The 26,336-nt window shown below is 69.6% G+C and carries 28 protein-coding genes; 13 read left to right on the forward strand and 15 right to left on the reverse strand.

The genetic code is table 11. The annotated features are described in order from the left end of the window. Window positions 1–66 precede the first annotated feature (66 nt). Entirely contained in the window at window positions 67–885 is an 819-nt protein-coding gene (nadE, locus tag LBN7_RS04790; protein WP_407361104.1) for an ammonia-dependent NAD(+) synthetase, read from the reverse strand. Between the two features lie 107 nt (window positions 886–992). Between nadE and LBN7_RS04795 the strand changes: the two genes are divergently transcribed. Then, complete coding sequence (locus LBN7_RS04795) at window positions 993–1,550, forward strand: nucleoside phosphorylase (protein WP_116634426.1); 558 nt, start codon at window positions 993–995, stop codon at window positions 1,548–1,550. Between the two features lie 33 nt (window positions 1,551–1,583). Here LBN7_RS04795 and LBN7_RS04800 read toward each other — a convergent pair whose 3' ends face one another. The 4 genes from LBN7_RS04800 to LBN7_RS04815 all read right to left on the reverse strand — a co-directional run bounded on the left by LBN7_RS04800 (window position 1,584) and on the right by LBN7_RS04815 (window position 6,839). Beyond that, complete coding sequence (locus LBN7_RS04800; protein WP_407361105.1) at window positions 1,584–4,583, reverse strand: AAA family ATPase; 3,000 nt, start codon at window positions 4,581–4,583, stop codon at window positions 1,584–1,586. After that, on the reverse strand, window positions 4,584–5,753 hold the full coding sequence (locus LBN7_RS04805) for an exonuclease SbcCD subunit D (protein WP_407361106.1): 1,170 nt from the start codon (window positions 5,751–5,753) through the stop codon (window positions 4,584–4,586). A gap of 243 nt (window positions 5,754–5,996) precedes the next feature. Beyond that, entirely contained in the window at window positions 5,997–6,479 is a 483-nt protein-coding gene (locus tag LBN7_RS04810; protein ID WP_407361107.1) for a DIP1984 family protein, read from the reverse strand. 51 nt (window positions 6,480–6,530) lie between these two features. After that, window positions 6,531–6,839: a GNAT family N-acetyltransferase gene (locus tag LBN7_RS04815; protein ID WP_116634422.1), complete on the reverse strand. Its 309-nt coding sequence runs from the start codon at window positions 6,837–6,839 to the stop codon at window positions 6,531–6,533. Between the two features lie 328 nt (window positions 6,840–7,167). Here LBN7_RS04815 and LBN7_RS04820 point away from each other — a divergent pair, with 328 nt between their 5' ends. The 3 genes from LBN7_RS04820 (at window position 7,168) to LBN7_RS04830 (ending at window position 9,159) form a co-directional block, all read left to right on the forward strand. Next, entirely contained in the window at window positions 7,168–7,887 is a 720-nt protein-coding gene (locus LBN7_RS04820) for a winged helix-turn-helix domain-containing protein (RefSeq protein ID WP_116634421.1), read from the forward strand. A 76-nt stretch (window positions 7,888–7,963) separates the two neighbouring features. Further along, entirely contained in the window at window positions 7,964–8,923 is a 960-nt protein-coding gene (locus LBN7_RS04825) for a DNA-3-methyladenine glycosylase family protein (protein ID WP_407361108.1), read from the forward strand. 38 nt (window positions 8,924–8,961) lie between these two features. After that, entirely contained in the window at window positions 8,962–9,159 is a 198-nt protein-coding gene (locus tag LBN7_RS04830) for a hypothetical protein (protein WP_116634419.1), read from the forward strand. 16 nt (window positions 9,160–9,175) lie between these two features. Here LBN7_RS04830 and LBN7_RS04835 read toward each other — a convergent pair whose 3' ends face one another. The 4 genes from LBN7_RS04835 to LBN7_RS04850 form a co-directional block, all read right to left on the reverse strand. After that, complete coding sequence (locus LBN7_RS04835; protein WP_116634418.1) at window positions 9,176–9,931, reverse strand: ABC transporter ATP-binding protein; 756 nt, start codon at window positions 9,929–9,931, stop codon at window positions 9,176–9,178. Next, window positions 9,928–10,971, reverse strand: coding sequence for an iron chelate uptake ABC transporter family permease subunit (locus LBN7_RS04840; protein WP_407361109.1), 1,044 nt, complete (start codon window positions 10,969–10,971; stop codon window positions 9,928–9,930). The genes LBN7_RS04835 and LBN7_RS04840 overlap by 4 nt, the downstream gene beginning before the upstream one ends. After that, a complete protein-coding gene (locus LBN7_RS04845) occupies window positions 10,964–11,950 on the reverse strand; it encodes an ABC transporter permease (RefSeq protein ID WP_407361110.1) in 987 nt (328 codons plus the stop codon). The genes LBN7_RS04840 and LBN7_RS04845 overlap by 8 nt, the downstream gene beginning before the upstream one ends. A gap of 90 nt (window positions 11,951–12,040) precedes the next feature. Further along, a complete protein-coding gene (locus LBN7_RS04850; RefSeq protein WP_407361111.1) occupies window positions 12,041–13,030 on the reverse strand; it encodes a siderophore ABC transporter substrate-binding protein in 990 nt (329 codons plus the stop codon). 103 nt (window positions 13,031–13,133) lie between these two features. Here LBN7_RS04850 and LBN7_RS04855 point away from each other — a divergent pair, with 103 nt between their 5' ends. From LBN7_RS04855 to LBN7_RS04865, 3 genes are all read left to right on the forward strand, one after another. After that, entirely contained in the window at window positions 13,134–13,901 is a 768-nt protein-coding gene (locus LBN7_RS04855) for a siderophore-interacting protein (protein ID WP_407361112.1), read from the forward strand. Between the two features lie 33 nt (window positions 13,902–13,934). Continuing rightward, window positions 13,935–14,339, forward strand: a complete 405-nt coding sequence (locus LBN7_RS04860) for a VOC family protein (protein WP_407361113.1) — start codon at window positions 13,935–13,937, stop codon at window positions 14,337–14,339. Window positions 14,340–14,615: 276 nt separating this feature from the next. Beyond that, window positions 14,616–15,785: an RtcB family protein gene (locus LBN7_RS04865; protein WP_407361114.1), complete on the forward strand. Its 1,170-nt coding sequence runs from the start codon at window positions 14,616–14,618 to the stop codon at window positions 15,783–15,785. Window positions 15,786–15,866: 81 nt separating this feature from the next. On the opposite strand, the gene LBN7_RS04870 is transcribed toward LBN7_RS04865, so the two are convergent. The 3 genes from LBN7_RS04870 to sigJ are packed head-to-tail and all read right to left on the reverse strand — an operon-like array spanning window position 15,867 to window position 19,625. Continuing rightward, the gene (locus tag LBN7_RS04870; protein WP_341946265.1) at window positions 15,867–17,327 is read right to left on the reverse strand and encodes an MFS transporter; all 1,461 of its coding nucleotides are present in this window, start codon (window positions 17,325–17,327) and stop codon (window positions 15,867–15,869) included. A 50-nt stretch (window positions 17,328–17,377) separates the two neighbouring features. Continuing rightward, window positions 17,378–18,727: a M20/M25/M40 family metallo-hydrolase gene (locus tag LBN7_RS04875; protein WP_407361115.1), complete on the reverse strand. Its 1,350-nt coding sequence runs from the start codon at window positions 18,725–18,727 to the stop codon at window positions 17,378–17,380. Between the two features lie 16 nt (window positions 18,728–18,743). Next, a complete protein-coding gene (gene sigJ / locus LBN7_RS04880) occupies window positions 18,744–19,625 on the reverse strand; it encodes an RNA polymerase sigma factor SigJ (protein WP_407361116.1) in 882 nt (293 codons plus the stop codon). Window positions 19,626–19,732: 107 nt separating this feature from the next. Between sigJ and LBN7_RS04885 the strand changes: the two genes are divergently transcribed. The 6 genes from LBN7_RS04885 to LBN7_RS04910 all read left to right on the forward strand — a co-directional run bounded on the left by LBN7_RS04885 (window position 19,733) and on the right by LBN7_RS04910 (window position 23,265). After that, on the forward strand, window positions 19,733–20,473 hold the full coding sequence (locus tag LBN7_RS04885; RefSeq protein WP_407361117.1) for an SDR family oxidoreductase: 741 nt from the start codon (window positions 19,733–19,735) through the stop codon (window positions 20,471–20,473). Window positions 20,474–20,503: 30 nt separating this feature from the next. Continuing rightward, window positions 20,504–21,514, forward strand: a complete 1,011-nt coding sequence (locus LBN7_RS04890) for an FUSC family protein (RefSeq protein WP_407361118.1) — start codon at window positions 20,504–20,506, stop codon at window positions 21,512–21,514. A 107-nt stretch (window positions 21,515–21,621) separates the two neighbouring features. Further along, a complete protein-coding gene (locus LBN7_RS04895; protein WP_407361119.1) occupies window positions 21,622–22,002 on the forward strand; it encodes a hypothetical protein in 381 nt (126 codons plus the stop codon). 2 nt (window positions 22,003–22,004) lie between these two features. Then, window positions 22,005–22,403, forward strand: coding sequence for a DUF1801 domain-containing protein (locus LBN7_RS04900; RefSeq protein ID WP_407361120.1), 399 nt, complete (start codon window positions 22,005–22,007; stop codon window positions 22,401–22,403). 91 nt (window positions 22,404–22,494) lie between these two features. Further along, window positions 22,495–22,761, forward strand: coding sequence for a thioredoxin family protein (locus LBN7_RS04905; RefSeq protein ID WP_116634404.1), 267 nt, complete (start codon window positions 22,495–22,497; stop codon window positions 22,759–22,761). A 93-nt stretch (window positions 22,762–22,854) separates the two neighbouring features. Then, window positions 22,855–23,265 (forward strand): VOC family protein, encoded by a 411-nt coding sequence (locus tag LBN7_RS04910; RefSeq protein WP_116634403.1) that lies wholly within the window; start codon window positions 22,855–22,857, stop codon window positions 23,263–23,265. 24 nt (window positions 23,266–23,289) lie between these two features. Here the strand turns inward: LBN7_RS04910 and thrC are convergent, their stop codons facing one another. The 3 genes from thrC to LBN7_RS04925 form a co-directional block, all read right to left on the reverse strand. Then, window positions 23,290–24,693 carry a threonine synthase gene (gene thrC / locus LBN7_RS04915; RefSeq protein ID WP_341946272.1) on the reverse strand — a complete coding sequence of 468 codons (1,404 nt, stop codon included), beginning with the start codon at window positions 24,691–24,693 and terminating at the stop codon, window positions 23,290–23,292. 82 nt (window positions 24,694–24,775) lie between these two features. Then, window positions 24,776–25,270 (reverse strand): methylated-DNA--[protein]-cysteine S-methyltransferase, encoded by a 495-nt coding sequence (locus tag LBN7_RS04920; RefSeq protein ID WP_407361121.1) that lies wholly within the window; start codon window positions 25,268–25,270, stop codon window positions 24,776–24,778. A gap of 53 nt (window positions 25,271–25,323) precedes the next feature. Further along, a complete protein-coding gene (locus tag LBN7_RS04925) occupies window positions 25,324–26,253 on the reverse strand; it encodes a LysR family transcriptional regulator (protein ID WP_407361122.1) in 930 nt (309 codons plus the stop codon). Window positions 26,254–26,336: the final 83 nt, after the last annotated feature.

A 26,336-nucleotide genomic window follows, 5' to 3' on the forward strand; every position in this document is an offset into this window, starting at 1 on the left:
CGTTCTGTCGGATGCTTCGACACTATCCGCGGCATCCGACACGGGACGAACGGCGCGCACCTCCGGTCAGCGCCACCAGTCGTCGTCAGGGGTCACCGGGAGGTGGCGCTTGTGCTGCGTCGCGAGGTACTTCGCCTCGATGCGTCCGGCCGCCTCGGGGTCGACGGGTCGCCCTTCGAGGAAGTCGTCGATCTGCTCGTACGTGAGGCCGAGCTCGTCCTCGTCCGCGCGACCCGGCTGGCCGTCGAGGAGGTCGGCCGTCGGCACCTTGAACGCGAGCCGGTCGGGAGCGCCGAGGAACTGCAGCAGCGAGCGGCCCTGCCGCTTCGTGAGCCCCGAGAGCGGCAGGATGTCGGCCGCTCCGTCGCCGAACTTCGTGTAGAAGCCCGTCACGGCCTCGGCCGCGTGGTCCGTGCCGATCACGAGCAGGCCGTCGTGGCCGGCGAGCGCGTACTGCGTGACCATGCGCACGCGCGCCTTGATGTTGCCGCGGTTGAAGTCGCTGATGTCGCTGGTGACGGCGAACTCGATGTCCTCTTCGACCCCGTCCACCCCGTTCTGGATGTTCACCTCGACGGAGGCGTCCGGCGCGATGTACTCGAGTGCCGCCTCGGCATCCGCCGCATCCTTCTGCACCCGGTACGGCAGACGCACGGCGAGGAACTTCGCCTCGCCGCCCTCGGCGCGCACGCGTTCGACGGCGAGCTGCGCCAGGCGCCCCGCGAGGGTCGAGTCCTGCCCGCCGGAGATACCGAGGACGAAGCCCCGTGCTCCTGTCGTGCGGAGATAGTCGACGAGGAATCCGACTCGACGCTCCACCTCGGCTTCGGGATCGACCTCGGGCTGGACACCGAGGGCTTCGGAGATCTGCTGCTGCAACGACACGGGGGCCTCCACTCTTCCTCGAATCAGTATCGCGCTTCTGTGTTACGCCGGGGTGACAGAACCGCCCGTGCACACTCCTGTCAGCCACGACCTGAAAGAATGAGGAAGTGAAACTCCTCGTCGCCGCCCTCGCGTCCGAACTGTCCGCCTTCCCTGAGGCACTCGAAGGCTTCGACCGCCTCGTCACCGGCCCCGGCAAGCTCCAGGCGACCTACGCGCTCACCCGGGCGCTCGACGCACGCGCCTACGAGGAGATCGTCGTCGTCGGCACCGCCGGCGCGATCGCCCCCGGTCTGGAGGCGACGGTGCACGAGATCGGCACCGCGTTCCAGCACGACGTCACCGACCTCGACGGCATCGCCGGCCAGCATGTCTCACTGCCCGCCCGGGTGTCGACCGGACGCGAAGGCGTTCTGATCGCCACCGGTGATCACTTCGTGGAAGACGCGGAGGTCACTGCGGTGATCCGCCCCTCCGGTGCCGCGCTGGTGGACATGGAGACCTACGCCTACATCTGGGTCGCCGAGCAGTTCGACGTGCCCATCCGGGTGTTCCGCGCTGTCTCGGACCAGGCCGAGGACGGGGCGCTCACGGACTGGCGCGAGGCCGTCGCGCGGTGCAGCGTCCAGCTGCGCGATTTCATCCGCAGCGAGTACGGCGTCTGACCTCGGGTCGACGCCGCCGGATCAGGAGACGCCTCAGCGCGTCTCGATGATGCTCGGCCCGTGGGGCGTGGCGCGGACGGTGAGCTGCGCGGGGATCTGCTCCTGCATGGCCTCGACGTGGCTGATCACGCCGACCGTGCGGCCACCCTGCCGGAGTTCGTCGAGAGTGCGCATCGCCACGTCGAGCGTGTCGCCGTCGAGGGATCCGAAGCCCTCGTCGATGAAGAGCGTGTCGAGGCGGATGCCGCCGGCCCGCGCGGTGACCACCTCGGCGAGCCCGAGCGCGAGAGCCAGCGAGGTGAGGAAGGTCTCGCCGCCGGAGAGCGATTGGGGCGGACGGGTCTGACCCGTGAAGGCGTCGGACACCACGATCCCGAGACCGGATGCCGCGCCGCGCGCAGCGAGAGCATCGGAGTGCTGCAGCTGGTAGCGGCCCGTCGACATGTCGTACAGCCGTCGGTTCGCGGCCTCGACGATCTCCTCGAGCTCGGCCGCGAGGACGAAGGTCTCGAGCGCCATCTTGCGGGTGTTCGCACCCCTCCCGGCGATCGTGTCGGCGAGGCTCTGGAGCACCTCGAACTCGGCGGCGTCGTCGGCCGTCTTCGCGTGCTCGGCGTCGGCGGAGGCGATCAGGCCGTCGAGCCGCTCAGCGGTTCCGGTCGCGCGGCTCGCCTCGTCGACCGCCCGCACCCAGCTCGCGCGCGCCGTCGCCGCGGCCGCTTCGGCGGGCGAGAGGTCGATGGGCTCCTCGGGGAGCGTGCGCAGCTCGAGGTCGAACAGGGTCGCGCGCTCCTTCTCGCGTTGCACCGCGTGCTGGGAGATCCGCTCGTCGAGAGCCTCCTGCGCGGCGGTCGAGCGCAGTGCGGCGACAGCGGCGGCGGCATCGTCGAACGCCGACCCGGTCAGCGCGGCATCCCTCTCGCTCTCCGCCTCGCTCAGGGACTGTGCGCGACGCGCGCGTTCGGCCATGGCCTCGACGAGTGCGCGCGCCGCCGTCACCTTCGCCGTCGTGTCGGCGAGGCGTTCGGCCACGGTGTCGAACGGCCCGCGTGCGTCGGCGATCAGCCGGCGCGCTTCGGTGACGCGCTGGGTCAGCAGCGCGTGCTGCTCGCGCGAGGCCGCGAGCGCAGCATCGTCATCCGCTCGTTCGCGCTCGAGCAGCTCGATTCGATCGGAGAGCGCCTGCAGCCGCGTGTCGAGGGACGCGACGCGATCCGCCGCGACGAGGCCCTGTTCGTGCCCCTCGACGGCCTCGAGGTGCTCCTTCTCAGCCTGCTCGACGGTGCGCCCGTCGGCCTTCGTCTCCGCGGCCGCGAGTTCGGCCCGGAGCGCGGACGACGTCGCCGCCGCGTCGCGCTCGCGCTCGGACGCGGCATCTCGGGTGACCTCGGCGGCGGCGATGTCATCGGCCGAGACGGGATCCGCGTGCGTTGCCGGCGCCGGATGCTCGTGCGCACCGCACACGGGGCACGCTTCACCGTCAGCCAGCCCCGAGGCGAGCTCGCCGGCCATGCCGTCGAAGCGGCGCTGCCGGAGCTGCGCCAACGTCGTCTGCGCAGCGGCGTGCTCCGTCGTCGCGGCGGCCAGCTGCTGCTCGGCGCGCGCGTGGTCCGTGCGCAGCCGCACCGCGTCACGGGCTGCACGGAGGCGGGAGTCAGCGACGTCCCGAGCGATGAGCAGGTCACCGGCACGGTCGGCGACCCGCCGTGCCTCGTCACGCTCGATGGTCAGCGCGGAGATCTGCGCCGGCAGCTCGGCGCGCTGCGCAGTCCCCGCCTCGGCGCGGGCCTCGGCCGACCGCACGGCGGCCTCGGCCGTCTGGAGCTCGTGTGCGAGGGAGCTCTCCTGCCGCTCGAGGTCGAGTGCGCGCTCCCATGCTCCGCTCTCCTTGAGGCGCTCCGCAGCCCATGCGGCCAGCTCGTCGTCGACCTCGATGTCGAACGACCGCCACGACTCGCGGGCGACGTCCTCTGCTCGGCCTGCACTCTCGAACGCGCTTCGCGCTCGGTCGGCTGCGGCGATGGTCGAGCGGAGCGCTTCGGCCGCGCGCGCCTCATGCAGTTCGGCGCGGGCCGCCGTGATCGAGGGCTCCTCGGCGTCGAGACGGTCGAGCGCGGCCCGCGCGCGATCCCTCTCGGTCTGCGCACGCTGCTCTTCGCGGGTGGTGGCCAGCACGGCATCCGCGTCGGCCGAGCGCTTCTCGGCCTCGGCGCGTTCCGAGGCGCGACGCTCCGCGCGGTAGTCGGCCCTGGCCTTCGCGCGCCGCAGGTCGTCGAGACGCTCCGGGGTCGTGGCCGCCACCGTGGGATGAACGGATTCCCCGGCGCCCGCCTCGTCGTCGGCCCCGTCTCCCCAGAGGCCTTCCGTCGAGACCAGCCGCTCCGCCTCGTCGACCCGCGCGGCGACGGTCGCGAGGCGAGCCCCGAGCGCCTGCTCCGCGGCCCTGCGCCGGTCGTCGAAACGCGACTGGACGTCTTCGAACCGCTGGGTGCCGAACAGCCGCCGGAGAAGCGTCTGACGGTCTCTGCTGCCCGCGAGGAGGAACTCCGAGAACCGGTTCTGCGCGAGCAGGATGACCTGCAGGAACTGTTCGCGACTCAGCTGCAGGATCTCGTCGAGCTCGGTGGCCACGTCGACCGCCCGCGCCGCGCGGCCGACCCACCCCGCATCCGTACGCTCCTCGAGCGAGACGGCGGCGGCCTGCTTCGTCATGCCGCCGCCGCGCTTGGCCGGGCGCAGGTACTCGGGTGACCTGGTCACCCGGAAGTGACCGGCGGAGGCGCTGAACTCCACGACGACCTCCGAGATGTCGTCGGGTTCGCAGTGGTCGCTGCGCAGCCGCTTCTCTCCGCCGTCGTAGCGCGGTACCCCGCCGTAGAGGCCGAAGCAGACCGCATCCAGGATGCTGGACTTTCCCGCGCCTGTTCGTCCGGCGATCAGGAAGATGCCGTCGTCGGCGAACGCATCGAAGTCGACGGTCTGGCGGGAGCGGAACGGGCCGAATCCCTCGACCTCGAGGCGATGGAGACGCATCTAGACGAGCGCCTCCGCGCGCACGCGATCGTCGAGCACGGCGCGGATGAGGCGGCTCTCGGTCTCTGTCGCTCCGTGGCCCGCGCGCACATGCTCGAGGAAGGCCTCGATGCGCTCCGCGTCGGTGACCGCCGCACGCAGTCGCTGGGAGTAGCTGCGCTCGCGCTCCTCGGCGACGACCTCGGGCTGGTGCTGCACCATCGCGCAGAACGGGAAGCTCTCGCGCAGGCGACGCATGGGCTCGGCCTGCGGCGCCGCGTCGGTGTAGATCGCGCACACCCAGTCGTCGACATGCTCGGCGATGTTCGCCTCCGAGAGGATCTCCTCGAGCGGACCCGTGAGCGTGACGAGCCGTCGAGGCACCGGCAGCTCCAGCCACTCGACACCGGCGAGCCCATCGGCATCGAGGTCGACCAGCCACGAGCCACGGGGCTTGTGCTGCTCGCCGAAGCTGTAGTGCAGCGGGGCGCCCGCGTAGCGCACGCGCTCACTGATCTGCTGGCGTCCGTGGATGTGTCCGAGCGCGACGTAGTCGGGCCCGTCGAACACGCTCAGCGGCACGACGTCGAGACCGCCCTGTCGCACCTCGCGCTCGAGCCCCACCGTCGCATCGACGCCGGCGGCGAAGCAGTGCGCGATCGCGACCGAGCGACCGGAGTGCCGCCCCATGCCGATCCGCACGAGATCCATCGCATGCGCCATGGTCTGCGCCTGCGTGCGCAGCTGACGCCCCTCGGCGTCGCCCTCCGGCCAGTGCTGACGCACGATCGCCGGCTCGAGATAGGGGATGCCGAAGAAGTTGACCGGCCCGTCGGCATCGGCGATGATGACCGGCTCGCCGACGGCGAGCGGATCGGTCAGGACGTGGATGCCGTCGCGCAGCAGCCGTGCCTGGAAACCGAGCCGGGCCGCGGAGTCGTGGTTGCCGCTGGTCACGATCACGCGAGCACCCGTCTCGTGCAGCGCGACCAGCGCATCGCCGAGCAGAGTGTAGGCGGGACCCGAGGGCGTCGCAGAGTCGAAGACGTCTCCGGCGACGACCACGACGTCGACCGCGTTCTCCCGCACCTGCTCGGTGAGCGCGGCCAGCACGTCGGCGAGCGCGTTCATGGTCGAGTGACCGTGGAACGTGCGACCGATGTGCCAGTCGGAGGTGTGCAGGATTCGCATACTCACACGCTACGAACCACCACGGACATTCGGCCCCAGGCGTGCCGCAGATGCGGAGGAGAGAGCGGAAGGTCCCCTGACCCACCCTCGTCACGACGATCGGCACGCGGTGATGCATGGTGCGCTGTGCGCTTTCACCTGTGCGGCGTGCGGGGCTGCGCGATGCGATCCGGGCTGCCCTCCGCCCTCCAGGTGTGCCGGAACTTGCCCCTCCCGGCGGGGGTTGTGCCCGCTCCGTCGTGACTACCGACTTCCGCTCTCCTCCTCCAGCTCGTTCGTCCAGTTCGCCTGCTGGATCCGGTTGTCGAGTTCGCGAAGCTCCTGCGCCACCGCGTCGGCTCTGGCGCGCAGCTCGGCGACCGGGAGCGCGGAGATCTTCCGGAGCTCGGATCTCATCTGGCGCTGGAAGTGGTCGTTCGCTCCGGATGCCGCTGCCGCGGCATCCGTCAGCAGGGAGTGCTGGAGACGCAGCACGTCGCGCGCGGCGAGGGCATCGGTCATGGTGCCGTCGCGGCCGAGATCGAGGCGCGAATTCGTGGCGTTGACGCGACGGATCAGGTCGCGCAGCTGGGTGAGCGCGGCATCCGCTTCGACGATCAGGGCCCCCGCGTCCTCCGCAGGCTCCTCGCCCTCCTGGTAGCGCGCGTTCGAGGTGATGCGGGCGCGCAACTGCTCGATGCGACGCTGCAGATCGGCTCGTGCGGTGAGGGCCTCGGCGAGTTTCATGCCTTCATCCTCGCAGGGCCGCCGCGTAATAGAACGAAATACTCGGGCGCGTCAGCGCGAGCGCAGCAGGTGGGCGTGCTCCGGGTTCGCCGAGAACCAGTCGGCGACGTACCAGCAGACGGCGTCGACCTTGCGATCGCCGCGCGACTCGATGTCGGCCACGGCGCCCTCCACGACCTTCCCCGCATAGCCGTGGCCGCGGAAAGTCGGGATGGTGAACGCCCTGGTCAGCGCGATCGTCCGACCGTCGTCACGGTAGTCGAGCACGCTCACCAGCCGTCCGTCGCGCATGAGGGTGTAACGCGATTCATCCTTCTCGTCGGTCAGGATGAAGCCGCCGACAGTGGTCGAGATCGTCATTCGAGCAACGTTACGCCCGCTTCTGCGCACGGAGCCCGTTTTGACACGAGGCGACACGATCAGACATAATCCCCCCATGACCACCAACGCACGCCCTTTGTCCGCCCAGGAGGCGAACGGGACTGCCGGGATGATGATGCCCGGTCGCGTTGGCATGTGTTGCCGAATGTGTCGCTGAACGAACAGCCACCCCGCCTGACCTGATCCTTCGCCATCTGCGAGGTCAGAGTCACCGAGCATCCACCCTTGCTCGCTTCCCGGCTCCGCCGGTCATTCATGCAACGCATCAGAGCCGCTCACCGGCTCACGTCCTGAGGACTTCATCATCATGTCGAACATCGCACTTCTCGAGCGTCCCGCCTCCTCCGCCCAGGCCCGCACCGCCCGCCCCACCTCGTCCGAGGCCGCAGCGCCGCTGAACGGCGCAGCCGCAGATCTCCCCGCCGTCCGCTCGCCCCGCGGCTTCGCCCTCTACGTCGGGCTCGACGAGATCAAGGCCGCCGAGGCCGGCGTCAGCCTCCCGCTCCTGGTCGACGCACTTCGCCGTACGCTGGCCGAGCTCGCACCGGGCGCCGAGACCCACGCGACGGTCGCCCTCGCCCCGCACGGCTCCGGAGGTCGCGACCTCGACGTCGTCCGCCTCGCCCTGCAGGAGCCGGGCGCGATCGCCCGGACCAAGGCAGCTGCCGAGGAGGACATCGCCGAGGAGGAGACGGGCGTGACCGTCGACATCTCCCGCAAGCGCGTGCTCATCGACGGCGAGTCCGCCGCGTTCACCTACAAGGAGTTCGAGCTGCTGCAGTACCTCGTCCTCCGCGAGGGTCGCACCATCGAGCGCAGCGAGCTCGTCTCCGCCCTCTGGCAGGCGCAGGACGACGAGACCCCCGGAGAGCGCACGATCGACGTGCACGTGCGTCGACTGCGCGCCAAGCTCGGCCGCTACGAGGACATCGTCCGCACTGTTCGCGGCATCGGCTACCGGTTCGACCGCCACGCCGACGTCGTCATCCGGTACGGCCACGGCACCCCGTCACCCGACCGCTTCTGACCCGCGTCGCGCAGATTCGCCGTGGTCGCACCTCAGTCGTGAGGGCGGTGTCAGCGCCGCCGCGTAGGGTGGGCGCATGACCCTGACAGCCGATCCCGCCGCGGCCGGTGCCGCGCGCGCGAGCGCGGCGCAGGAGACGGTCTATCGCCCCTCGTACGACCTCGATCTCAGTCGCACGGTCGGCGTGCTGCGCCGCGGGGGAACCGACCCGACGACCGTCGTCGAGGGCCCCGTGATCTGGCGGGCCGTGCGCACGCCGCTCGGCACGGCGACTCTCGCGCTGCGGTCGGTCGGCGGTGAGGTCAGGGCCACCGCGTGGGGAGCCGGAGCCGCCGTGGCACTCGACCGAGTGCCCGAGCTGTGCGGCGCGCGCGACGATCCCACGGGCTTCGACGCGTCGCGGCATCCGCTCATCGCCGAGGTCGCCCGGCGCCACCCCGGCATCCGTCTCACGCGCACTGATGAGATCTTCGACGCGCTCGTCGGCTCGATCCTCGAGCAGAAGGTCACGGCGGTGCAGGCGTTCGGCGCCTGGCGGTTCCTGGTGTCGCGCTTCGGAGAACGCGCGCCGGGTCCCACTCCGCGCCCGATGTTCGCTCCTCCCCCGGCATCCGTCTGGCGGACCGTCCCGTCCTGGTCCTGGCATCGTGCGGGCGTGGAGCCGCCGCAGTCCCAGACGATCGTGCGATCGGCCCGACGCGGCGACAGCATCGAGCGGGCCGTCCGCGCCGCGTCGACCGGACCGGACCGCGACCGCGTGCTCAGCAGCCTTCCGGGGGTCGGCGCGTGGACCTCGGCCGAGACCCGTATCCGGGCGCTCGGCGATCCGGATGCCGTGAGCGTCGGCGACTTCCATCTGGCGCACGAGGTGGGCTACGTCCTCGCCGGCGCGCGCACCGACGACGACGGGATGCTGGAGCTCCTCGCTCCGTGGGCGGGCCATCGCCAGCGCGTGATCCGGCTGATCTACGCCAGCGGGGTGAAGGAGCCGCGCCGCGGTCCGCGCCTCGCACCGGAGAACCATCGCGACCGCTGAATCGGCACCCTCCATGGGACAGGATCTAGGCTGAGGCCATGTCCCGCACCGCGCTCCGCGTCTCCGTCACCGTCGGCCTGCTGATCCTGGGCGTCGTCATCGGGCTGATCTTCCAGAACGTCTGGCTCGGCGTGCTGCTCGCCGCGATCGTCTGGCTCGGCTGGTTCCTCGGCTACGAGTCGCGGCGCGGGAACAACGCCGGTGTCAACGACGAGGACCACGGCATCGAGCTCTGAGTCGCGCTCGGGTGCGTCAGTAGTAGACGGCGAGCGGTCCGGAGGGCCCGTCGATCACGTGCACCGGTGTCTCGAAGACGCGGGTGAGCACATCGTCGGTCATGATCTCCCCCGGAGCACCGAACTCCACCACCGCGCCGTCCTTCATGGCGCAGATGTGATCGGCGTAGTGCCCGGCGAAGTTCACGTCATGCAGGACGATGACGATGGTCCGCCCGAGCTCCTCGGCGGCGCGCCGCAGATGCTTCATCATCTGCACCGCGTGCTTCATGTCGAGATTGTTCAGCGGCTCGTCGAGCAGCACGAACTCGGTGTCCTGCGCGAGAACCATGGCGACATACGCGCGCTGGCGCTGTCCGCCGGAGAGTTCGTCGAGATAGCGCCCCTCCAGGGCAGCGAGATCCAGGAAGTCGATCGCGCGGCTGATGATGTCCTCATCCGCCCGGTTCAGCCGCCCCTTCGAGTGCGGGAAGCGCCCGAAGCCGACGAGCTGACGCACCGTGAGTCGCGTGACGAAGTGGTTCTCCTGCCGGAGGATCGACACCACCTTCGCCAGGTCCTTCGACTTGGTCGAGGCGACGTCGAGACCCGCGATCTCGATGGCACCGGCATCCATCCCGTTCAGACGGCCGATCATCGTGAGCAGTGTCGACTTGCCCGCACCGTTCGGACCGATGAGGGCCGTGATCCCGCCGGCCGGGATCTGGAGGTCGACGGGGCCGATGGCGACCTCGCTGCTGTAGTCCCGGCGGACGCCGTCGAGTGCGATCACAGCCTGCCCTTTCTGAGGATGACGATGAGGAACACGGTGCCGCCGACCAGCTCGATCAGGATCGACACCATCCCCTGCGCGTAGAAGATGTTCTTCATCACGAAGTACGCCCCGGCGAGGATCGTGAACGCCGTGAGCACCGCCACGGGGAAGATCAGGCGGTGGTCGTACGTGTCGGCGAACTGGTAGGCGAGAGTGGCGACCAGGAAGCCGAGGAACGTCATCGGCCCGACCAGCGCGGTGGAGGTGGCCATCAGCACCGCGACGAGGAACAGCACGATGAAGAGTTCGCGGCGGTGATCTAGACCGAGCGAGCGCGCGGCATCCGACCCCAGCGCCATCAGGTCGAGGCGTCGCGAACGCAGCCACAGCAGGACGGATGCCGCCACCACGAGCGGGATGGCCAACGGCAGGTACGAGGGGTCGGCGTTCGACACGTTGCCGAACAGCCGCGCGGTGAGCACGTCGAACTCGCTCGGAGTGAGGAGGCGCTGCATGAACGTGGACACGGCCCCGAGCCCGCCTCCGATCACGATGCCGATCAGCAGCATGATCTGCAGGTTGCCGTAGCGTCCGGAGAGCAACCAGCCGTAGAGCGCCACCGCCAGCCCCACCATGATGGCGACCTGGATCGCGAACTGACCGACGCCCTGGATCGCGACGACTCCGGCCACCCCGAAGAGGTACACGGTCGAGGTCTGCACGACGCGGTACAGGGACTCGAAGCCCATGATCGACGGTGTGATGATGCGGTTGTTGGTGACGGTCTGGAAGCTGACCGTGGCCACCGCCTGGGCGATCGCGACGAGCACCATCACGGTGACGTCGGTCGCCCGATGCTGCGCGATGCGCCAGAACCCCTCGGAGCCCGGCGGCATCGGATTGCCCCAGGCGAGCAGGCCGAACCCGGATCCGACGGCGAGCACGGCCAGGATGGCGACCACGATCACATAGCGGCGACGCGCGCGCGGTGACGTGAAAGCTCCCGCCGATCGCGAAGGAAGGCCCGCCGGTGCGGTGACCACCTGGCCCTCAGCCACGTCGACGCTGCCGGAGCAGGAGGAGCACGAAGACGACAGCGCCGACGACACCGAGGATCAGGGACACCGGCACCTCGAACGGCATGATGATCGTGCGGCCGATGATGTCGCAGACCGTGACGATCGCGATGCCGAGCAGACACACCCACGGGAGGTTGCTGCGCAGATCATCGCCTCGGACCATCGAGACGACGTTCGGCACGATGAGGCCGAGGAAGGGCAGATTGCCGACGACCACCGTGACGACTCCCGTGGTGATGGCGATGAGCACCGTTCCGAGCAGGATGATCCGGTTGTAGTTCACACCGACATTCGTGGCGATCTCCTCGCCGAGTCCCGCGATCGTCAGGCGGTCCGCGACGATGAACACGATCACGCCGACGAGCGCGACGATCCACAGCATCTCGTACTGCCCGCGCATCACCGACGTGAAGCTGCCGGCGAACCAGACCCCGATGATCTGCAGCGAGTTCGTCGCGAGGGCCAGGTAGGTCGAGACGGCGCCGACCACCGCGCCGAGCATGATCCCGACGATCGGGACGATGAGCGAGGACTTCAGGGCGACGCGGCGGAGGAAGGCGAAGAACACGAGCGTGCCGACGAACGCGGCGAACACCGCGCCCGCCATGCGCAGCGGAAGCGAGGGCTGCGGCACGAGGACCATCACGGCGAGAAGGCCGAGTCCCGCCCACTCGGTGGTGCCGGTGGTGGTCGGCTCGACGAAGCGATTCTGGGTGAGCAGCTGCATCACGAGTCCCGCCATGGCCATGGCGGCGCCGGCGAGCACGAGGGCGATCGTGCGGGGGACGCGCGTGATCTGGAACATCTCGGCGCCGTCGCCGGCGCCCGCGATGTCGTAGACGCCGGTGAACAGCGAGATGACGAGCAGGACGGCGACCGCGAGAACGCCGATCAGCAGCTTCACGTCGAAGAGCCGCCCGGCGTTGCGGGGCGGCGCGGCGGGGCCGACAGAGGTCATGAGGAGGTTCCCTGGTTGTTGCCCTTCGTCTCGCTCCGCGGGTCCTGAGCGAGCGGAGCGAGACGAAGGGCGCTCGACGACCGGCGACTGCTACTTGGCGCCCTCGAGGGCGTCGGCGAGGTCGTTGAAGAACGTCGTGTACGTCTGGATGCCCTCGTTCAGGTAGGTGTCCGTGGGCATGTAGACGATCTGCTCGTCCTTCACCGCGGTGACGCCGGCGAGCGCCTCGGAGCTCTCGAGGATCTCGGCCGCCTGCACGTAGTCGGGCGTCTCGGCCGCGAACACGGCGTCGCGGTCGAGGACCAGGACCCAGTCAGGGTTCGACGCGGCGATCGCCTCGACGGAGATCTCATCGCCCTGGTGGTCGTCGGTGGCATCGTCGACCTCGAGCGCGGGGGTGAGACCGAGGATGTCGTACACCGGGCCGAGCGAGCGGCCGACGGTGGGCGCGAGATAGCCGATCTCGCCGCCCGAGGTGTTGACGGCCATGACGGTGTCGGCGTCGTCATAAGCAGCCTTGGCGCGCTCCACGGCGGCGTCGAACTCGTCGACCAGCTTCTTCGCCTCGTCCTGCTTTCCGAAGATCTCGCCGAGGACGGTGATCTGCCGCTTGAGCTCCTCGTCGAAGGGCTCTCCCTCGCGCGGCTCGAGGTCGATGATGGTGGCATCCGGCACCAGGTCGGCGATGGCCGCGTTGTGCTGGGTGAAGCGCTGGCCGCTGATGATCAGGTCCGGCTCGACCGCGACGACAGCCTCGAGGTTCGGCTCGCTGTGCAGGCCCACGTCGACGATCGCGTCGTCCTTCACGTAGGAGACCGTCTCCGGCATCAGGGCCACGGCGCCGGCGGAGAGCTCGACTCCCCAATCGGACAGGGTCTGGAAGGTGCGGTTGTCGAGCGCGACGACGGATGCCGGCGGGGTCGCGATCTCATGCTCGCCCGTGTTGTCCTCGATCGTGACGGATGCCGGTGCGGCTTGCGTCTCCTCGGGTTCGGCGGCCGCCCCCGAGGCGCAGCCTGCGAGAGCGAGAAGGCCGACGAGGCCGAGGCTCGTGGCGGTGAGAGTTCTGGGCACGGACATGGAGAGACTCCTGTTCTGCGGGATCTGCGCGCACGCGTCGGGGCGCCGGACGGGCGAAGTTAGGGTGACCTTGCCTTCGCCTTGATTAGGTTAGCCTTACTTTATGAGCGATACGAAATCAGGCTTCTCGATCGAGCGTCGCGGCCTCGATCTGCGCTTCCGCAACGTCACCCTGAGCGCCCGCGAGTGGCTGGCTCCGGACTTCGTGCGGGTGCGATTGACGGGGCCCGATCTCGCGGGCTTCGACTCTCCCGGCTCCGACGACCACATGCGCCTGTTCTTCCCCGCCGGCCCGACGGAGACGGTCGATGAACTGCGCGCCGCTCCCAGCCGCGAGTACACGCCTCTGGCGTGGGGCGAGGACTGGCTCGACGTCGAGTTCGCCGTCCACGGCGATGCCGGTGTCGCGGCCCCCTGGGCGGCGACGGCACCTCTCGGCTCAGCGATCGGCGTCGGCGGCCCACGCGGATCCGCGGTCCTGGTCGGCACGCCGGACTCCTGGCTGCTCGCCGGCGACGAGACCGCGATCCCCGCGATCCGCCGGTTCGCGACGCTCATCCCCGCAGACTCCCCCGCGCGGATCGTGATCGAGACGGTCTCCCCCGGTCGCGAGATCGAGATCGACGCCCCGGTCGACGTGGAATGGCTGCATCGCGGCGAAGCCCCTTCCGGCTCGGCGCTCATCGCGTTCCTCGAGTCGCTGACCGCGGATGACGCCGTCGGCGAGGATCCGTTCGTCTTCATCGCCGCCGAGCAGTCGATCGTGAAGCCGGGTCGGGCACTCCTCGAGCGGTGGAGCGTCGATGCGTCGCACGCCGTCGTGAAGGGCTACTGGAAGCGCGGCGAGGCCGAGTACCACGCCCCACACTAGTGCGACGTCCGCGGTCCCTGGAAGACTGGCGGCATGGCTCTTCTCGATCATCTGGGCATCACCGTCGACGATCTCGAGCGCGGCCGGGCGCAGTTCCATCCGGTCCTCACGGCGCTCGGCTACCGCAGCGGCGGCGAAGACGACCACTCGATCTCGTGGAACAACGGCGACGAGACCGAGATCATCCTCTACACGTGGGATGAGGACTCCGGTCCGCACCGGCACGGTCGCGTCGGGTGGCAGCATCTCGCTTGGGCGATGGACTCGCGGGACGAGGTCGATCGCCTGCACGCCGTGGCGCTGGACGCGGGGTGGACCGCCGTGCGCGACCCCAAGGAGTACCCCCGCTACTCCGATCGCTACTACGCCTCGTTCGTCGAGGACGCCGACGGCATCCGCATCGAGTTCATGTACAACCCTCCGCGCGAGCAGGCTTGACGCCCGGGCGTGTCGCCCCCTAGTCTCGGAAAGCTGTGCCGACCGGCGCAGCACGCCAGCCGAGGAGACGACAGGATGACCGCTCTGCGGAAACTCCCCTTCGCCACGGTCGAGGCGCTTCAGCCGAAGCGCAACGACCGTCACGAGTCGTACCCTCCGGCGCGCGCCGTGTGACAGCATCCGCTCTCGCAACGCCCCGCACCGTCAGGTCCGGGGCGTTTTCTGTGGGAGAGACCCCCTGACCTGTGGCTGCACACCACCACAAGGAAAGGAATCATGGAGAGGCTCTCCGCACGGCTGCTGTCGTGGGCGTCGCTGATCGACGAGAAGACACTCGCGCAGGCGCACACCACGGCACGCATGCCGTTCATCCACCCGCACCTGGCGCTGATGCCGGATGCGCACCTCGGCAAGGGGGCGACGGTCGGCTCGGTCATCCCGACGCTCGGCGCGATCATCCCTGCCGCCGTCGGTGTCGACATAGGCTGCGGCATGATCGCGGTCCGCACCCAGTTCACGAGAAGCGACCTCGAAGGTCGTGAGCTCGCGGAGCTCCGGGAGCAGATCGAACGCGCCATCCCGCTCTCGGCCGGCCGGTACAGCAACAAGGTCGTCACGACCGCCGAGCCCCGCATCGCGGAGCTCGAGGCACTGGCGGAGAAGAACGGGTTCGACCCCGCGCAGTACGCCGGGAACTGGCGCCTGCAGCTGGGCACGCTCGGATCGGGCAACCACTTCATCGAGGTGTCTGTCGACGAGCGGGACCGGGTCTGGCTGTTCCTGCACTCGGGATCCCGGGGCATCGGCAACAAGATCGCCATGAAGCACATCTCGGTCGCGCAGCGGCTCGCGAGGCAGTGGTGGATCGACCTCCCCGACCCCGACCTGGCCTACCTCGTCGAGGGAACGCCCGAGTTCACGCGGTACATCCGAGAGCTGCGGTGGGCCCAGCACTTCGCCCTGCTGAACCGGGAGGAGATGATGGACCGCGTCGCGCGGCAGGTGTCCGAGTTCCTCGGGACGGCTGTCGACGAGCAGGAGAGGATCAACTGCCACCATAACTTCACCGAGTCGGAGAAGCACTTCGGCAAGCAGGTGTGGGTGTCGCGGAAGGGTGCGATCCAGGCGGATGCCGGTCGGCCCGGACTCATCCCCGGCTCGATGGGCACGGCTTCCTATGTGGTGGAGGGGCTCGGCGACCCGCAGTCGCTGAACTCGTCGCCGCACGGCGCCGGGCGGGAGTTCTCCCGGTCGACGGCACGGAAGACGTTCACGCACGAGCAGCTGCGGGAGGCGATGACGGGGATCGAGTTCCGTGACACGGACGCCTTCATCGACGAGATCCCACAGGCGTACAAGCCGATCGACCAGGTGATGGCGGATGCCGCGAGCCTCGTGTCGATCCGGCACACGCTGCGGCAGCTCGTCAACGTGAAGGGCGACTGACCGGAGGGGGCGGGCGGAGCAATCTCCGTCCGCCCCCTCTCCGAATTCCGCCAGGGAGCTTCGCCTCCGGCGCGGCCGACGTCAGACCGCCGGTGCCGCCTCGGTCTCCACCGACCGATCCGTGAACGCCGCCTTCGGGACGAAGACGAGCAGCACGGCGGCCGCGAGCGCGGTGACACCGCACACGACCCAGACCGTGAAGTAGCCGGCGAGCGACCCCGCCGTTCCTTCCGTGGCACCGGCCGTGCTCGCGACCCCGTTCAGCAGGGCGATGCCGAAGACGCACGATGCGATCGCCCCACCCACCGTCTTCACCGAATTGGTCAGCCCGGTCGCGACACCGGTCTGCGACGCAGGCGCAGCGGATGCCGCGGCCGCCGGGAGCGCCGCGACCAGAGCGCCGGAACCGAGTCCGACGATCACCATGTTCGTGATCACCTGGGCGTACTCATGGTGGAAGGGCAGGAACAGCAGGAAACCGATGCCCACCAGCACGGACGCCCCCATCAGCGTGAGGCGCGGCGACATCCGTCGCGCGATCGTCGGGAAGAGCAGGGCACCGGTGATCATGGCGATGAGGTAGACGCCGATGATGAGCGACGTCGCGAATCCGGTCGTGCCGAGCCCGTAGCCGTACACCGTCGGATCGGTGCGCGCGAAGGTCGACAGCGGAGCCTGTGCACCCAGCACGCTCACCCCGAAGAGCCCGGCGGTCAGGAACACCGGGCCGAGCGCCGGCGACCGGAACATGCGCACGTCGATCAGCGGGTCATCGCACCGCAGCTCCCAGAGCACGAAGGGGATGACCAGCAGAAGCCCGGCGACGACCACGGCCCAGGACCAGGGGTTCGCGAGGCCGCCCTCGAGGCGCAGAAGGCTGAGTCCGCCGGTGAAGCACACGAGCGCCAGCGAGATGAGAACGAGACCGACGGTGTCGAAGATGCCGCCGGTCGGATCGGGCGACTCCTTCACTCCGAACAGGATCACGAAGAAGCAGACCACGATGAGCACCGCCGGAACCAGCAGCACGACGGTGAGCGGGAGCACGTCGATGAGCGCTCCACCCACGAGGGCGCCGATGATCGCGCCGCCTTCGAGAGCGGCCACGAGGAGTCCCGCGGCCTTCGCCGTGATCGACGAGCGCCCCTCCATCCGACGCGACCGCGACCAGATGAGGGCGATCTCCAGCGGGAGCCACACGACGTAGAACCCCATGAGCGCCCAGGCCGCGAGGAAGACGCCGAACGAGTCGGTGAACGGCAGCACGAGCGCCGCGGCAGCCGTGAGGGCCGTCGAGATCAACAGCATCCGCTTGTGGCCGACCATGTCGCCGAGCTTCGCGAACGCGGGGACCACGAGGGCCGACAGCATGAGCTGCGCTCCCTCGAGCCAGTTCACGTCGGCGTCGTGGATGCCCAGGTGACGGGCGATGTCGCTGAGCATCGGCGTGTAGTAGCCCTGCAGCACACCGCTGGTGAACTCCACGAAGGCGAGGAAGCCGACGACGACGGCGAGGGTTCCCAGCGTGCGGGTGCGCGTCATCGCGTCTCCTGCTTCTCTCTAGCCCCGAGCAGATCGAGGGGCGGGTGAGATCACTGTAGCTGCTCGAGGAGAGCGCGATGGAATCGCTCCCCACGCTCCAGGGCGGCGATCTCGACCCTCTCGTCGACCCCGTGGATCGACGCCCGCTGCGCGTTCGACATCTCCAGCGGCGCGAAGCGGTAGACCGCCGGCGAGAACCGATGCAGATGCCGTGAATCCGTCGCGGCCATCATCACATACGGCACGGCGGGGACGCCCGGGTGGGAGACCTCGAGGGCCGACGCGAGGAGCGCGAACTGCGCGTTGTCGGTCGGCGACTCCGGGGACGGCTCGCTCGCCTCGACAACCTCGACGGCGACGAGCGGGTCGCGGATGCGGCGTCGCACGCGGAACACCGTCTGACTCGTCGTCTCCCCCAGCGCGATGCGGAGGTTCACGGTGGCGGAGGCCTGCGACGGAAGCACGTTCGCCGCCGTGCCGCCGGACTGCATCGTCGGTGCGACGGTGGTGCGCACGAGAGCCGCAGGTTCGCCTCCGAGCGCGGCAAAGAGCCGGGCGGTCAGCAGCGGCGCCGCGCCGAGCAGACGCAGCAGGTGGCGGGCGGGGCCGGGCGTCTGCGCAGCCAGCTGCGTCAGCATCCGCCGGATCGCCGACGACGCGTGCGGCCGGAACGTGGAAGGTCCGAGTCGGTCGACGGCGCGGGCGATACGCCGAACGGCCGTCAGCGAGGGAGGTGCCGAGGCGTGGCCGCCATCGCCCCGGGCCGACAGCCGCACGGTCATCACGCCCTTCTCCCCGACGCCGATCATCGCCGCCCGCCCCGGCACGAACGGCAGCGGCGCGTCCACCACCGCTCCGCCTTCGTCGACGACGAGCCAGGGGACGATCCCGCGCTCGCGCAGCACACGTGCGATCTCCTCCGCCGCCCGCCCGTACGTCTCCTCGTTGCCGCCGAACGAGAGATAGACGTCGCGCGCCGGGACGAATCCATCGGCGAGGAGGTTCTCGACGGCCTCCAGCACCACGATCAGCGGACCCTTGTCGTCCAGCGCGCCGCGACCGTGGACGGAGCCGTCGGCGATCACCCCGGCGAAGGGCGGGTGCGACCAGTCGTCGCTCTCGTCGACGGGGACGACGTCGTAGTGCGCCATCAGCACGAGGGGGCCGTCGGATGCCGCGCCGCGCCCCGCCCAATGGAACAGGAGCCCGAAGTCCGTGTGCCGCTCCAGCCGCAGCGTCTCGTGCGTGAGCGGATACAGCTCGGCGATGAGGGCGACGAAATCCTCGAACGGACCGGAGCCTCGTTCCTCGAGCTCGGCCGACACCGTGGGCAGCCGGATCATCTGCGAGAGCCGGTCGGCGATGCCCGGGCGCACGGTCGCTGTGGTCACAGTCGCCATCGTAGCGAGCGCCCCGTCACTGCCACTGCGTGAGCTTGTCGGGGTTGCGGACGATGAAGATCTCGGTGATGCGATCGCGGGCGACGGCGAAGGATACGACCGAATCGGTGCGGCCGTTCAGCGTGGCCAGCAGCGCGATGCCGTCGGGCGTCTCCGTGGGGGTGAGCTCGATCCCCGGATTGAGATGCGGGATGCCGAGCAGGAACCGCGCGACCCGGTCCGGGCCGACCACGGGACGCCGCGCTGCGGACATCTTGCCGCCGCCGTCGGACCGCAGCACGACGTCGGGATCGAGCAGTGCGATGAGCCGCTCGAGCTCTCCGGTCGCCGACGCCTCGAGGAAAGCGCGCGCCACGGCGTCGTGCTGCTCTCGTGTGGCCATCCCGGCTCGACGATCCCGCACGCGCCGTCGCCCCTGCGAGGCGAGCTGGCGGACCGCGTCCTGGCTGCGGCCGACCGTCTCGGCGATCTCGGCGAACGGCACGCCGAACACGTCGTGCAGCACGAACGAGACCCGTTCCGCCGGCGTGAGCGACTCCAGCACCACCAGCAGCGCCATGCTCACGGACTCATCGAGCGTGACGCGCTCGAGCGGATCGAGTGGGGCGGAGGCCACGAGCGGGGAGCTGCGCGGGAGCGGTTCGGGAAGCCATGGACCGACGTAGCTCTCGCGTCGCACCCGCGCGGATCCGAGGACGTCGAGGCAGACGCGCCCGGCGACGCGCGTGAGCCAGGCCGCCGGGTTGAGGATCTCGGCGCGCTCCTCTCCGGACAGGCGGTACCAGCGCACATACGTCTCCTGCACCGCGTCCTCGGCGTCGGCCACGGTGCCGAGCATGCGGTACGCGAGGGCGAGGAGGTTGCGGCGCTCGGACTCCAGCGCGTCGATATCGTCCATCGCCCTCTATCCTGTCCCGGATCAGAGCATCCGTCGACACGGGCGCCTCACGTTTCCGGTGCCCGCGTCGTCGAAGGAGTATGAGCCCGTATCGAGGAGAGTCCGTCATGAAGATCGCCATCGCAGGAGGAACCGGAGTCGTCGGCAGGCATACCGTCGAGGCGGTGCGGGCAGCCGGCCACGACGCCGTCGTGCTCAGCCGCTCGCACGGGGTCGATCTCGTGACCGGGAGCGGCCTGTACGCCGCTCTCACGGGTGTGGATGCGGTCATCGATGTCGCGAGCGTCGAGACGCTCAAGGCCGCGGAGGCGATCGAGTTCTTCACCGCCGCGACGGGGAATCTCGTCTCGGCCGCCGCGGACGCCGGCGTCTCGCACGTCGTGCTCCTCTCGATCGTCGGCATCGATCGCATCCCCTACGACTACTACGCAGGGAAGGTCGCGCAGGAGAAGGTGATCGAGGCGTCACGGGTGCCGTGGACGATCCAGCGTGCGACGCAGTTCCACGAGTTCGCGGCGCAGCTGTTCGCGCGGGCGAAGGTGGGCCCCCTCCACATCGCCCCGAGGGCCCGCACCCAGCCCATCGCCGCTCGCGAGGTCGGCGAGCGCCTGGCCGCCCTCGCCGTCGACGAGCCACGGGGACGGGCGGCGGACATCGCGGGTCCGCGCGAGGAGCAGCTCGCCGACATGATCCGCGCCTATGCGCGCGGACAGGGCTATCGCGGATGGATCCCGGCGCTGAACGTGCCAGGGCCGCAGATGGCCGGCATGCGCGCCGGGGCCGCCCTCCCCGGGCCGGATGCCGTTCTGGGGCGACAGACCTTCGAGGAGTGGCTCGCCGCGCGCTGACGGATGCCGGGCGGCGGCGACAATGGAGGGGTGAGTCTCTTCACCTTCGCGCCATCGCGCGGTCCCCGGTGGCCGCTCGCGCTGCAGGCCGCGCTGGGCATCGGGGTTCCGATCGCCGTGATGGCCCTTCTCGGTCAGCCGGCCCTCGGATACATCGCCGCGAGCGGTGCGTTCACCGTGCTGTACCTCGGCTCGGCGCCGACCGTCGATCGGGCACGAGCGCTTCCGCTGATCGCGGCCGGTCTCATGCTCAGCGCGGTGCTCGGCGTTCTCGTCGCAGAGAGCCCGTGGCTGGTGAGCGCCGGTGTCATCGTCGTGGCGGTCGCCTCCGCCGGGCTCGCCTTCGGCTTTCGTCTCGGCCCGCCGGGACCGCTGTTCTTCGTGCTGGTCTTCGGGCTCTCCGCGCACGTGGTGGCGGCCTCGGACGTGTCACCTCTCGTGTATGTCACCGCGCTCGCCGCGGGGTGCGCCTTCTCGTACGCCGTCGCCCTGACCCCGCTGCTGTCGGCGAGAGCACGCGCCAAGACCGCACGACGGCTGAACGCGCTGCTTCCCGGGCCCGCGCTCGACGCCGGATCCCGCGTGCTCCTGCTGCGCGTCGCCATCGTCGCGGTCGTCGGCGTGCTCCTCGGACTCGTGATCGACCCTGCTCGCACCTACTGGGTCGTCGGTTCGGCGGTCGCGGTCATCGGTGTCGCCGCGGCCCGAGGCGCGGCATTCCAGCGCGGGTTGCATCGTATGCTCGGCACCGTCGTCGGGGCCGGCGTCTACGCGGCTCTCGCCCTGTTGCATCCGTCCGGACTCTGGCTCGCACTCCTCCTGGCCGCGCTGCAGTTCCTGATCGAGCTCGTCGTGGTGCGCCACTACGCCCTGGCGCTGGTGTTCATCACACCGCTCGTCCTGCTCCTCACGGGAGCCGCGACCGGGGAGATCGGCGCGATGGACGTCGCCGGAGAACGCATCGTCGACACACTCGTCGGGGCGGTGCTGGGCGCGGCATCCGGCCTGCTGCATCCGCGGGTGATGCCCGAGAGCCGCTGAGAGCGTCAGTTCTCCTCCCCAGAGCCTGCGGGATACGGCTTGTCCCCAACCGCTGCCGCAACACGCAACCCCTTGGCAGGATGGCATCGTCCGAACAGAATGGGAGCGTGCCCGCCTTGACCGAACCTCAGACCTGGACCATGATCGGTGCCGTCATCGCTCTCATGTTCGGCATGCTCACGATCGTGTCGACGCTCTTCATCCGCATTCTCCGGGCGGAGATCAGCGGGTTGCGCGGAGAGGTGATCGGCCGGTTCGACGCTGTCGACTGGAAGTTCGAGTCCGTCAACTCCCGCTTCGACTCCATCAACTCCCGATTCGACTCCGTCAACTCCCGATTCGACTCGGTGAACTCCCAATTCGACTCGGTGAACTCCCAATTCGACTCGGTGAACTCCCGATTCGACGCCATCGACTCCCGCATCGACGGGCTCGACCGAGACGTCCGCGCACTCGTGAAGCACACCTTCGGGCTGGACAGAGGCTGACCATGTCTCTCCCCGACGACGTACTCGGCTACCACCGAAAGCTCGCGCCCGAGGATCGGGAGATCTGCGACCTGCTGGCGGCGGAGATCGACCGAGGGCTCCCCGAAGCGGCCGCGAAGGTCTGGCATGCGCATCCTGTCTGGTTCCTCGACGGCAACCCGATCGTCGGCTACGACCGCCCGAAGGACGCCGTGCGGCTGATGTTCTGGAGCGGGCAGTCGTTCGACGTCGAGGGACTCGCACCGTCGGGTTCGTTCGAGGCCGCAGAGGTGCGTTACCGGGGCGCCGACGACATCGACGTCGAAGCACTGGGCGCCTGGCTGTCGGCGGCTCGCGAGATCCAGTGGGACTACGAGCACATCCGCACCAATCGCGGCCTCGTCAAGCGCACCGAGTTCTGAACGCGGTCGAGGCGCGCCGGCCCCTCAGGGAACAGGCGACGATCGCCGGCGGTTGCATCCGAGGAACAGGCATGGTCCCGAGGAGGTGCGGATGGAGCTGACCCTGGTCTCCTCGTCGTTCTGTGGCGCGTGTTCGCGCACCCGCTCGGTGCTCGCCGATGCCGTCCGGTTCCTTCCGGACGCCACGGTCACGGAGATCGACGTCGCTCTCGAGCCGGATGCCGCGGAAGCGCTCGACATCCGCTTCACGCCCACCGTCATCATCCGGGACGGCGCCGGCGTCGAGGTCTTCCGCGCCGAGGGCGTGCCCACGGTCCCGCAGGTTCTGACCGCGGCGGTCAAGGCGCTGCCGACCTGACACAGGACCCCTTGCGGACGACCCCGACCCGGCGCAGACTGTCGTGCATCGATGCCGATCCGGGCTCCGTCCCGCACATCCTTGGAGTCGTCCATGCCCGACCTCAACCCGTATCTGTCCTTCCGCACCGACGCGCGCGACGCGCTCGAGTTCTATCAGAGCGTCCTCGGCGGGGAGCTCGACATCAGCGTGTTCGGGGACTTCCCCGACATGGTGCAGGACCCGAGCCAGAAGGACCTGGTCATGCACGGCCAGCTGACGACACCCGAGGGGCTGGTGCTCATGGCGTCGGACACTCCCGACGGCATGACGTACGAGAAGCCGCAGGGCATATCGGTGTCGCTGAGCGGCAACACGCAGCAGGTCACGCAGCAGGTGTGGGACAGGCTGTCCGACGGCGCGACGATCACCATGCCATTGGATGTCCCGCCCTGGGGCGGCACGTTCGGCATGCTCGTCGACCGCTTCGGCATCGCCTGGATGCTGCACGGCAACCCGGAGTGATCCGAGGCGTCCGCGCACGCCGACTCAGTGCAGCGCGTTCTCCGCGATGAAGGCGCGGAGCACGTGCTCGTCGTCCGCCATCTCGGTCACGTGCTGCGGAGCATCGAGCATCTCGCGCAGCTCGGGAGCGTAGGCGAGCTCGACGCCGATGGCCTCGTGGATCGTCTCCGCGAACTTCTCGGGCTTCGCGGTCTCCAGCACGAGCATCGGCACACCGGGCTCGAGGTACTCCCGGGCGATGCGGACGCCGTCGGCCGTGTGCGGATCGATGATCTCGCCCGTGGTCTCGTAGACGGAGCGGATCGTCGCGAGCCGGTCGTCGTGGGTCGATGTGCCGCTCACGATGCCGAACTCCGAGGCGAAACGGGACAGCTCGGCGGAGAAGTCGAAGAAGCCCTGCTCCTCGAGGTCGCGCCAGGCGCCGACGACCCGTGAGGCATCACGACCGACGAGCTCGAAGATGAACCGCTCGAGGTTCGACGCCTTCGAGATGTCCATCGACGGGCTGGAGGTGGCCAGCGTCTGCTCCGCGCTGCGCGGACGATAGATACCGGTCCGGAAGAACTCGTCGAGCACGTTGTTCTCGTTCGCGGCCAGGACGAGCCGACGGACAGGGAGCCCCATCTGCTTGGCGTAGAACCCGGAGAGGATGTTCCCGAAGTTGCCGGACGGAACCGTGAACGAGAGCTCGGTCCAGCCCCCGGCATCCGTCGCCCGCAGCCAGGCCCAGAAGTAGTACACGACCTGCGCGGCGATCCGCCCGAGGTTGATGGAGTTCACCGCGCCGAGGTGCTGAGCGCGCTTGAACACGAGGTCGCCCGCGAGGTGCTTGACGAGATTCTGGCAGTCGTCGAAGACGCCCTCGACCGCGATGTTGTGCACGTTCGCGTCGTCGAGCGAGAACATCTGCGCGCGCTGGAACGCGCTCATCCGCCCCTGCGGCGAGAGCATGAACACCGCGACGCGCTCCTTGCCGCGCAGGGCGTGCTCGGCAGCCGAGCCGGTGTCGCCGGAGGTGGCGCCGAGGATGTTGAGCACGGCGTCCTGGCGCTCCAGCGTGTACTCGAGCACCTGGCCGAGGAACTGCATCGCCATGTCCTTGAACGCCAGCGTCGGCCCCTCGGAGAGTCCGACCAGCGTGAGGTCGCCGTCGATCGCGCGCAGCGGGACGACGCCGGCCGGGAAGTCCGCGTACGCGTCGGCCGTCATCCGGGCGAGGTCGGCACGCGGGATGTCGGTGGCGAACAGTCCCAGCACCTCGGTCGCGAGCTGCGGATACGTGAGCGCGCGCCAGCGCTCGAGCGTCTCGCCGTCGACCGTCGGGATCACCTCGGGAACGGCGAGTCCCCCGTCGGGCGCGAGGCCCTCCAGCAGCGTCTCGCTGAACGACTGCGGCTGCATGCCGCCGCGGGTGGAGATGAACTGCACGTTGGCTCCTCGGGATCGGGACTCGGCGCCTCCATTCTCTCAGGCCGCGGTGGGCCGAGATGACGGGATGACGAGGACCGGATCAGAACAAGGAGGCGGGCAGCGCGCCCTCGAGTTCCAGCAGCCATCGCTTCGTGGCGAGTCCCTCGCCCGGGTTGCCGCCCGAGTATCCGCCGAGGCCGTCGCCGGCGACGACCCGATGGCACGGCACGATGATCGGGATCGGGTTCGCTCCCATGATCGAGCCGATCCCCCGCGCGGGCACGTCGGAGCCGCTGCGCGCGGCGAGCTGACCGTACGTCACCGGCGTGCCGTAGCCGACGGTCTCGTGCAGCGCCGTGAGCACGGCGTGCGTGCTCGCCGTCTGCGCGCCGAGATCGATCGGCAGATCGAACGTCGTCAACTCGCCTGCGAAGTAGGCGCGCAGCTGGGCGAGCGCTTCGCTCAGCAGCGGATCCGGCCGGGAATCGCTTCCTTCGGGAGCGGGGGCGCGCCAGCCGAGGCGAGTGATCGCGGTGCCGTCGGTGACGACGCCGATCACGCCCACCGGGGTGTCGAGCGTTCCGAAAGCGACCATGAGCCGAGGCTACTCCGCGCCACGGACCTGACGTCGCACTCCCGACGTGTGGCTCACCCCGCGGATCGGCTCTCGGGCGAGGGCAGCCACGCGCCCGCCGGAACATCGAGCCACCCCCGGGTCTCCGTGAGCCGACGAGCGGCCTCGCGCAGCTCGTCGAGCCCCGGGTGGTCGAGATCACTCCGCCACGACATCGCCCAGGGGAAGAGCGGGATCGGGTCGACCACCGGAAGGAGGACGGCCCCCTCGACCGGATGCTGGGAGGCGAGAGCGAGCACGGGAGCGCTGCGCAGCCGCAGATGCTGCGCGAGCTCCTCCCCTCCCGCCACCACGGGGTGGCCGATCGCCGGGTCTATGCCGAACGGTGCCAGCAGCTGCGCGGTCGCGTCGATCCACCCCTCTGTCACGTGCCCGCCGGCACGCGAGCAGACGCGCGTGCCGCGCAGATCCTCGAAGGCGACGGCGTCCCGATCCGCCAGCGGATGCCCCTCCGGCACGAGCACCGCGAGCGGTTCGAAGCGGACCAGCTGAGACGACACCTCGGGCGACGGACGCCGCACGCGATCGAAGAAGACGTCCGCCGACGAGCCTCGGCCCCCGTCCCCGCGCTGATCGAACCGGGCGATGAACTCGCTGCCCGATGCTCGGCTCCGCACGGCTTCCAGCACCAGAGCTGGAGTCAATTCCGCGTCCACGACGTCGACCACGAGGGGTTCATCGTCACGGAGCTCGCGCAGCGCGAGGTCGTGCAGCGCCAGCATCTCCTTGGCACGCGGCAGCAACCGTCGCCCGGCATCCGTCAGTTCGACGCTGCGGGTGGAGCGGATGAGCAGCGGGGTGCCGACCCGATCCTCCAGCCGCCGGATGTCGCGGCTCAAGGCCTGCTGGGCGATGAACAGCCGTTCGGCGGCACGACGGAAGTGCAGCTCCTCCGCCACCGTGACGAAGTGGCGCAGCAGACGCAGCTCGAGCTCATCGGCCATGGTCTCGTTATACCGGATTCACAACAGGAACGCGTCAATCGCGCGCAAAAGGGTGTTGGAGATGGCGGCCGGTGCCGGCGCAC

The organism is Microbacterium sp. LBN7 (assembly GCF_045690345.1).
Taxonomy (GTDB): domain Bacteria; phylum Actinomycetota; class Actinomycetes; order Actinomycetales; family Microbacteriaceae; genus Microbacterium.

Coding starts and splice junctions, on each gene's coding strand:
- LBN7_RS04800 (WP_407361105.1), bottom strand. CDS start 4,583: ATGCGTCTCCATCGCCTCGAGGTCGAGGGATTCGGCCCGTTCCGCTCC.
- LBN7_RS04805 (WP_407361106.1), bottom strand. CDS start 5,753: ATGCGAATCCTGCACACCTCCGACTGGCACATCGGTCGCACGTTCCAC.
- LBN7_RS04810 (WP_407361107.1), bottom strand. CDS start 6,479: ATGAAACTCGCCGAGGCCCTCACCGCACGAGCCGATCTGCAGCGTCGC.
- LBN7_RS04815 (WP_116634422.1), bottom strand. CDS start 6,839: ATGACGATCTCGACCACTGTCGGCGGCTTCATCCTGACCGACGAGAAG.
- LBN7_RS04820 (WP_116634421.1), top strand. CDS start 7,168: ATGTCGAACATCGCACTTCTCGAGCGTCCCGCCTCCTCCGCCCAGGCC.
- LBN7_RS04825 (WP_407361108.1), top strand. CDS start 7,964: ATGACCCTGACAGCCGATCCCGCCGCGGCCGGTGCCGCGCGCGCGAGC.
- LBN7_RS04830 (WP_116634419.1), top strand. CDS start 8,962: ATGTCCCGCACCGCGCTCCGCGTCTCCGTCACCGTCGGCCTGCTGATC.
- LBN7_RS04845 (WP_407361110.1), bottom strand. CDS start 11,950: ATGACCTCTGTCGGCCCCGCCGCGCCGCCCCGCAACGCCGGGCGGCTC.
- LBN7_RS04850 (WP_407361111.1), bottom strand. CDS start 13,030: ATGTCCGTGCCCAGAACTCTCACCGCCACGAGCCTCGGCCTCGTCGGC.
- LBN7_RS04855 (WP_407361112.1), top strand. CDS start 13,134: ATGAGCGATACGAAATCAGGCTTCTCGATCGAGCGTCGCGGCCTCGAT.
- LBN7_RS04860 (WP_407361113.1), top strand. CDS start 13,935: ATGGCTCTTCTCGATCATCTGGGCATCACCGTCGACGATCTCGAGCGC.
- LBN7_RS04865 (WP_407361114.1), top strand. CDS start 14,616: ATGGAGAGGCTCTCCGCACGGCTGCTGTCGTGGGCGTCGCTGATCGAC.
- LBN7_RS04870 (WP_341946265.1), bottom strand. CDS start 17,327: ATGACGCGCACCCGCACGCTGGGAACCCTCGCCGTCGTCGTCGGCTTC.
- LBN7_RS04875 (WP_407361115.1), bottom strand. CDS start 18,727: ATGGCGACTGTGACCACAGCGACCGTGCGCCCGGGCATCGCCGACCGG.
- sigJ (WP_407361116.1), bottom strand. CDS start 19,625: ATGGACGATATCGACGCGCTGGAGTCCGAGCGCCGCAACCTCCTCGCC.
- LBN7_RS04885 (WP_407361117.1), top strand. CDS start 19,733: ATGAAGATCGCCATCGCAGGAGGAACCGGAGTCGTCGGCAGGCATACC.
- LBN7_RS04900 (WP_407361120.1), top strand. CDS start 22,005: ATGTCTCTCCCCGACGACGTACTCGGCTACCACCGAAAGCTCGCGCCC.
- LBN7_RS04905 (WP_116634404.1), top strand. CDS start 22,495: ATGGAGCTGACCCTGGTCTCCTCGTCGTTCTGTGGCGCGTGTTCGCGC.
- LBN7_RS04910 (WP_116634403.1), top strand. CDS start 22,855: ATGCCCGACCTCAACCCGTATCTGTCCTTCCGCACCGACGCGCGCGAC.
- LBN7_RS04920 (WP_407361121.1), bottom strand. CDS start 25,270: ATGGTCGCTTTCGGAACGCTCGACACCCCGGTGGGCGTGATCGGCGTC.
- LBN7_RS04925 (WP_407361122.1), bottom strand. CDS start 26,253: ATGGCCGATGAGCTCGAGCTGCGTCTGCTGCGCCACTTCGTCACGGTG.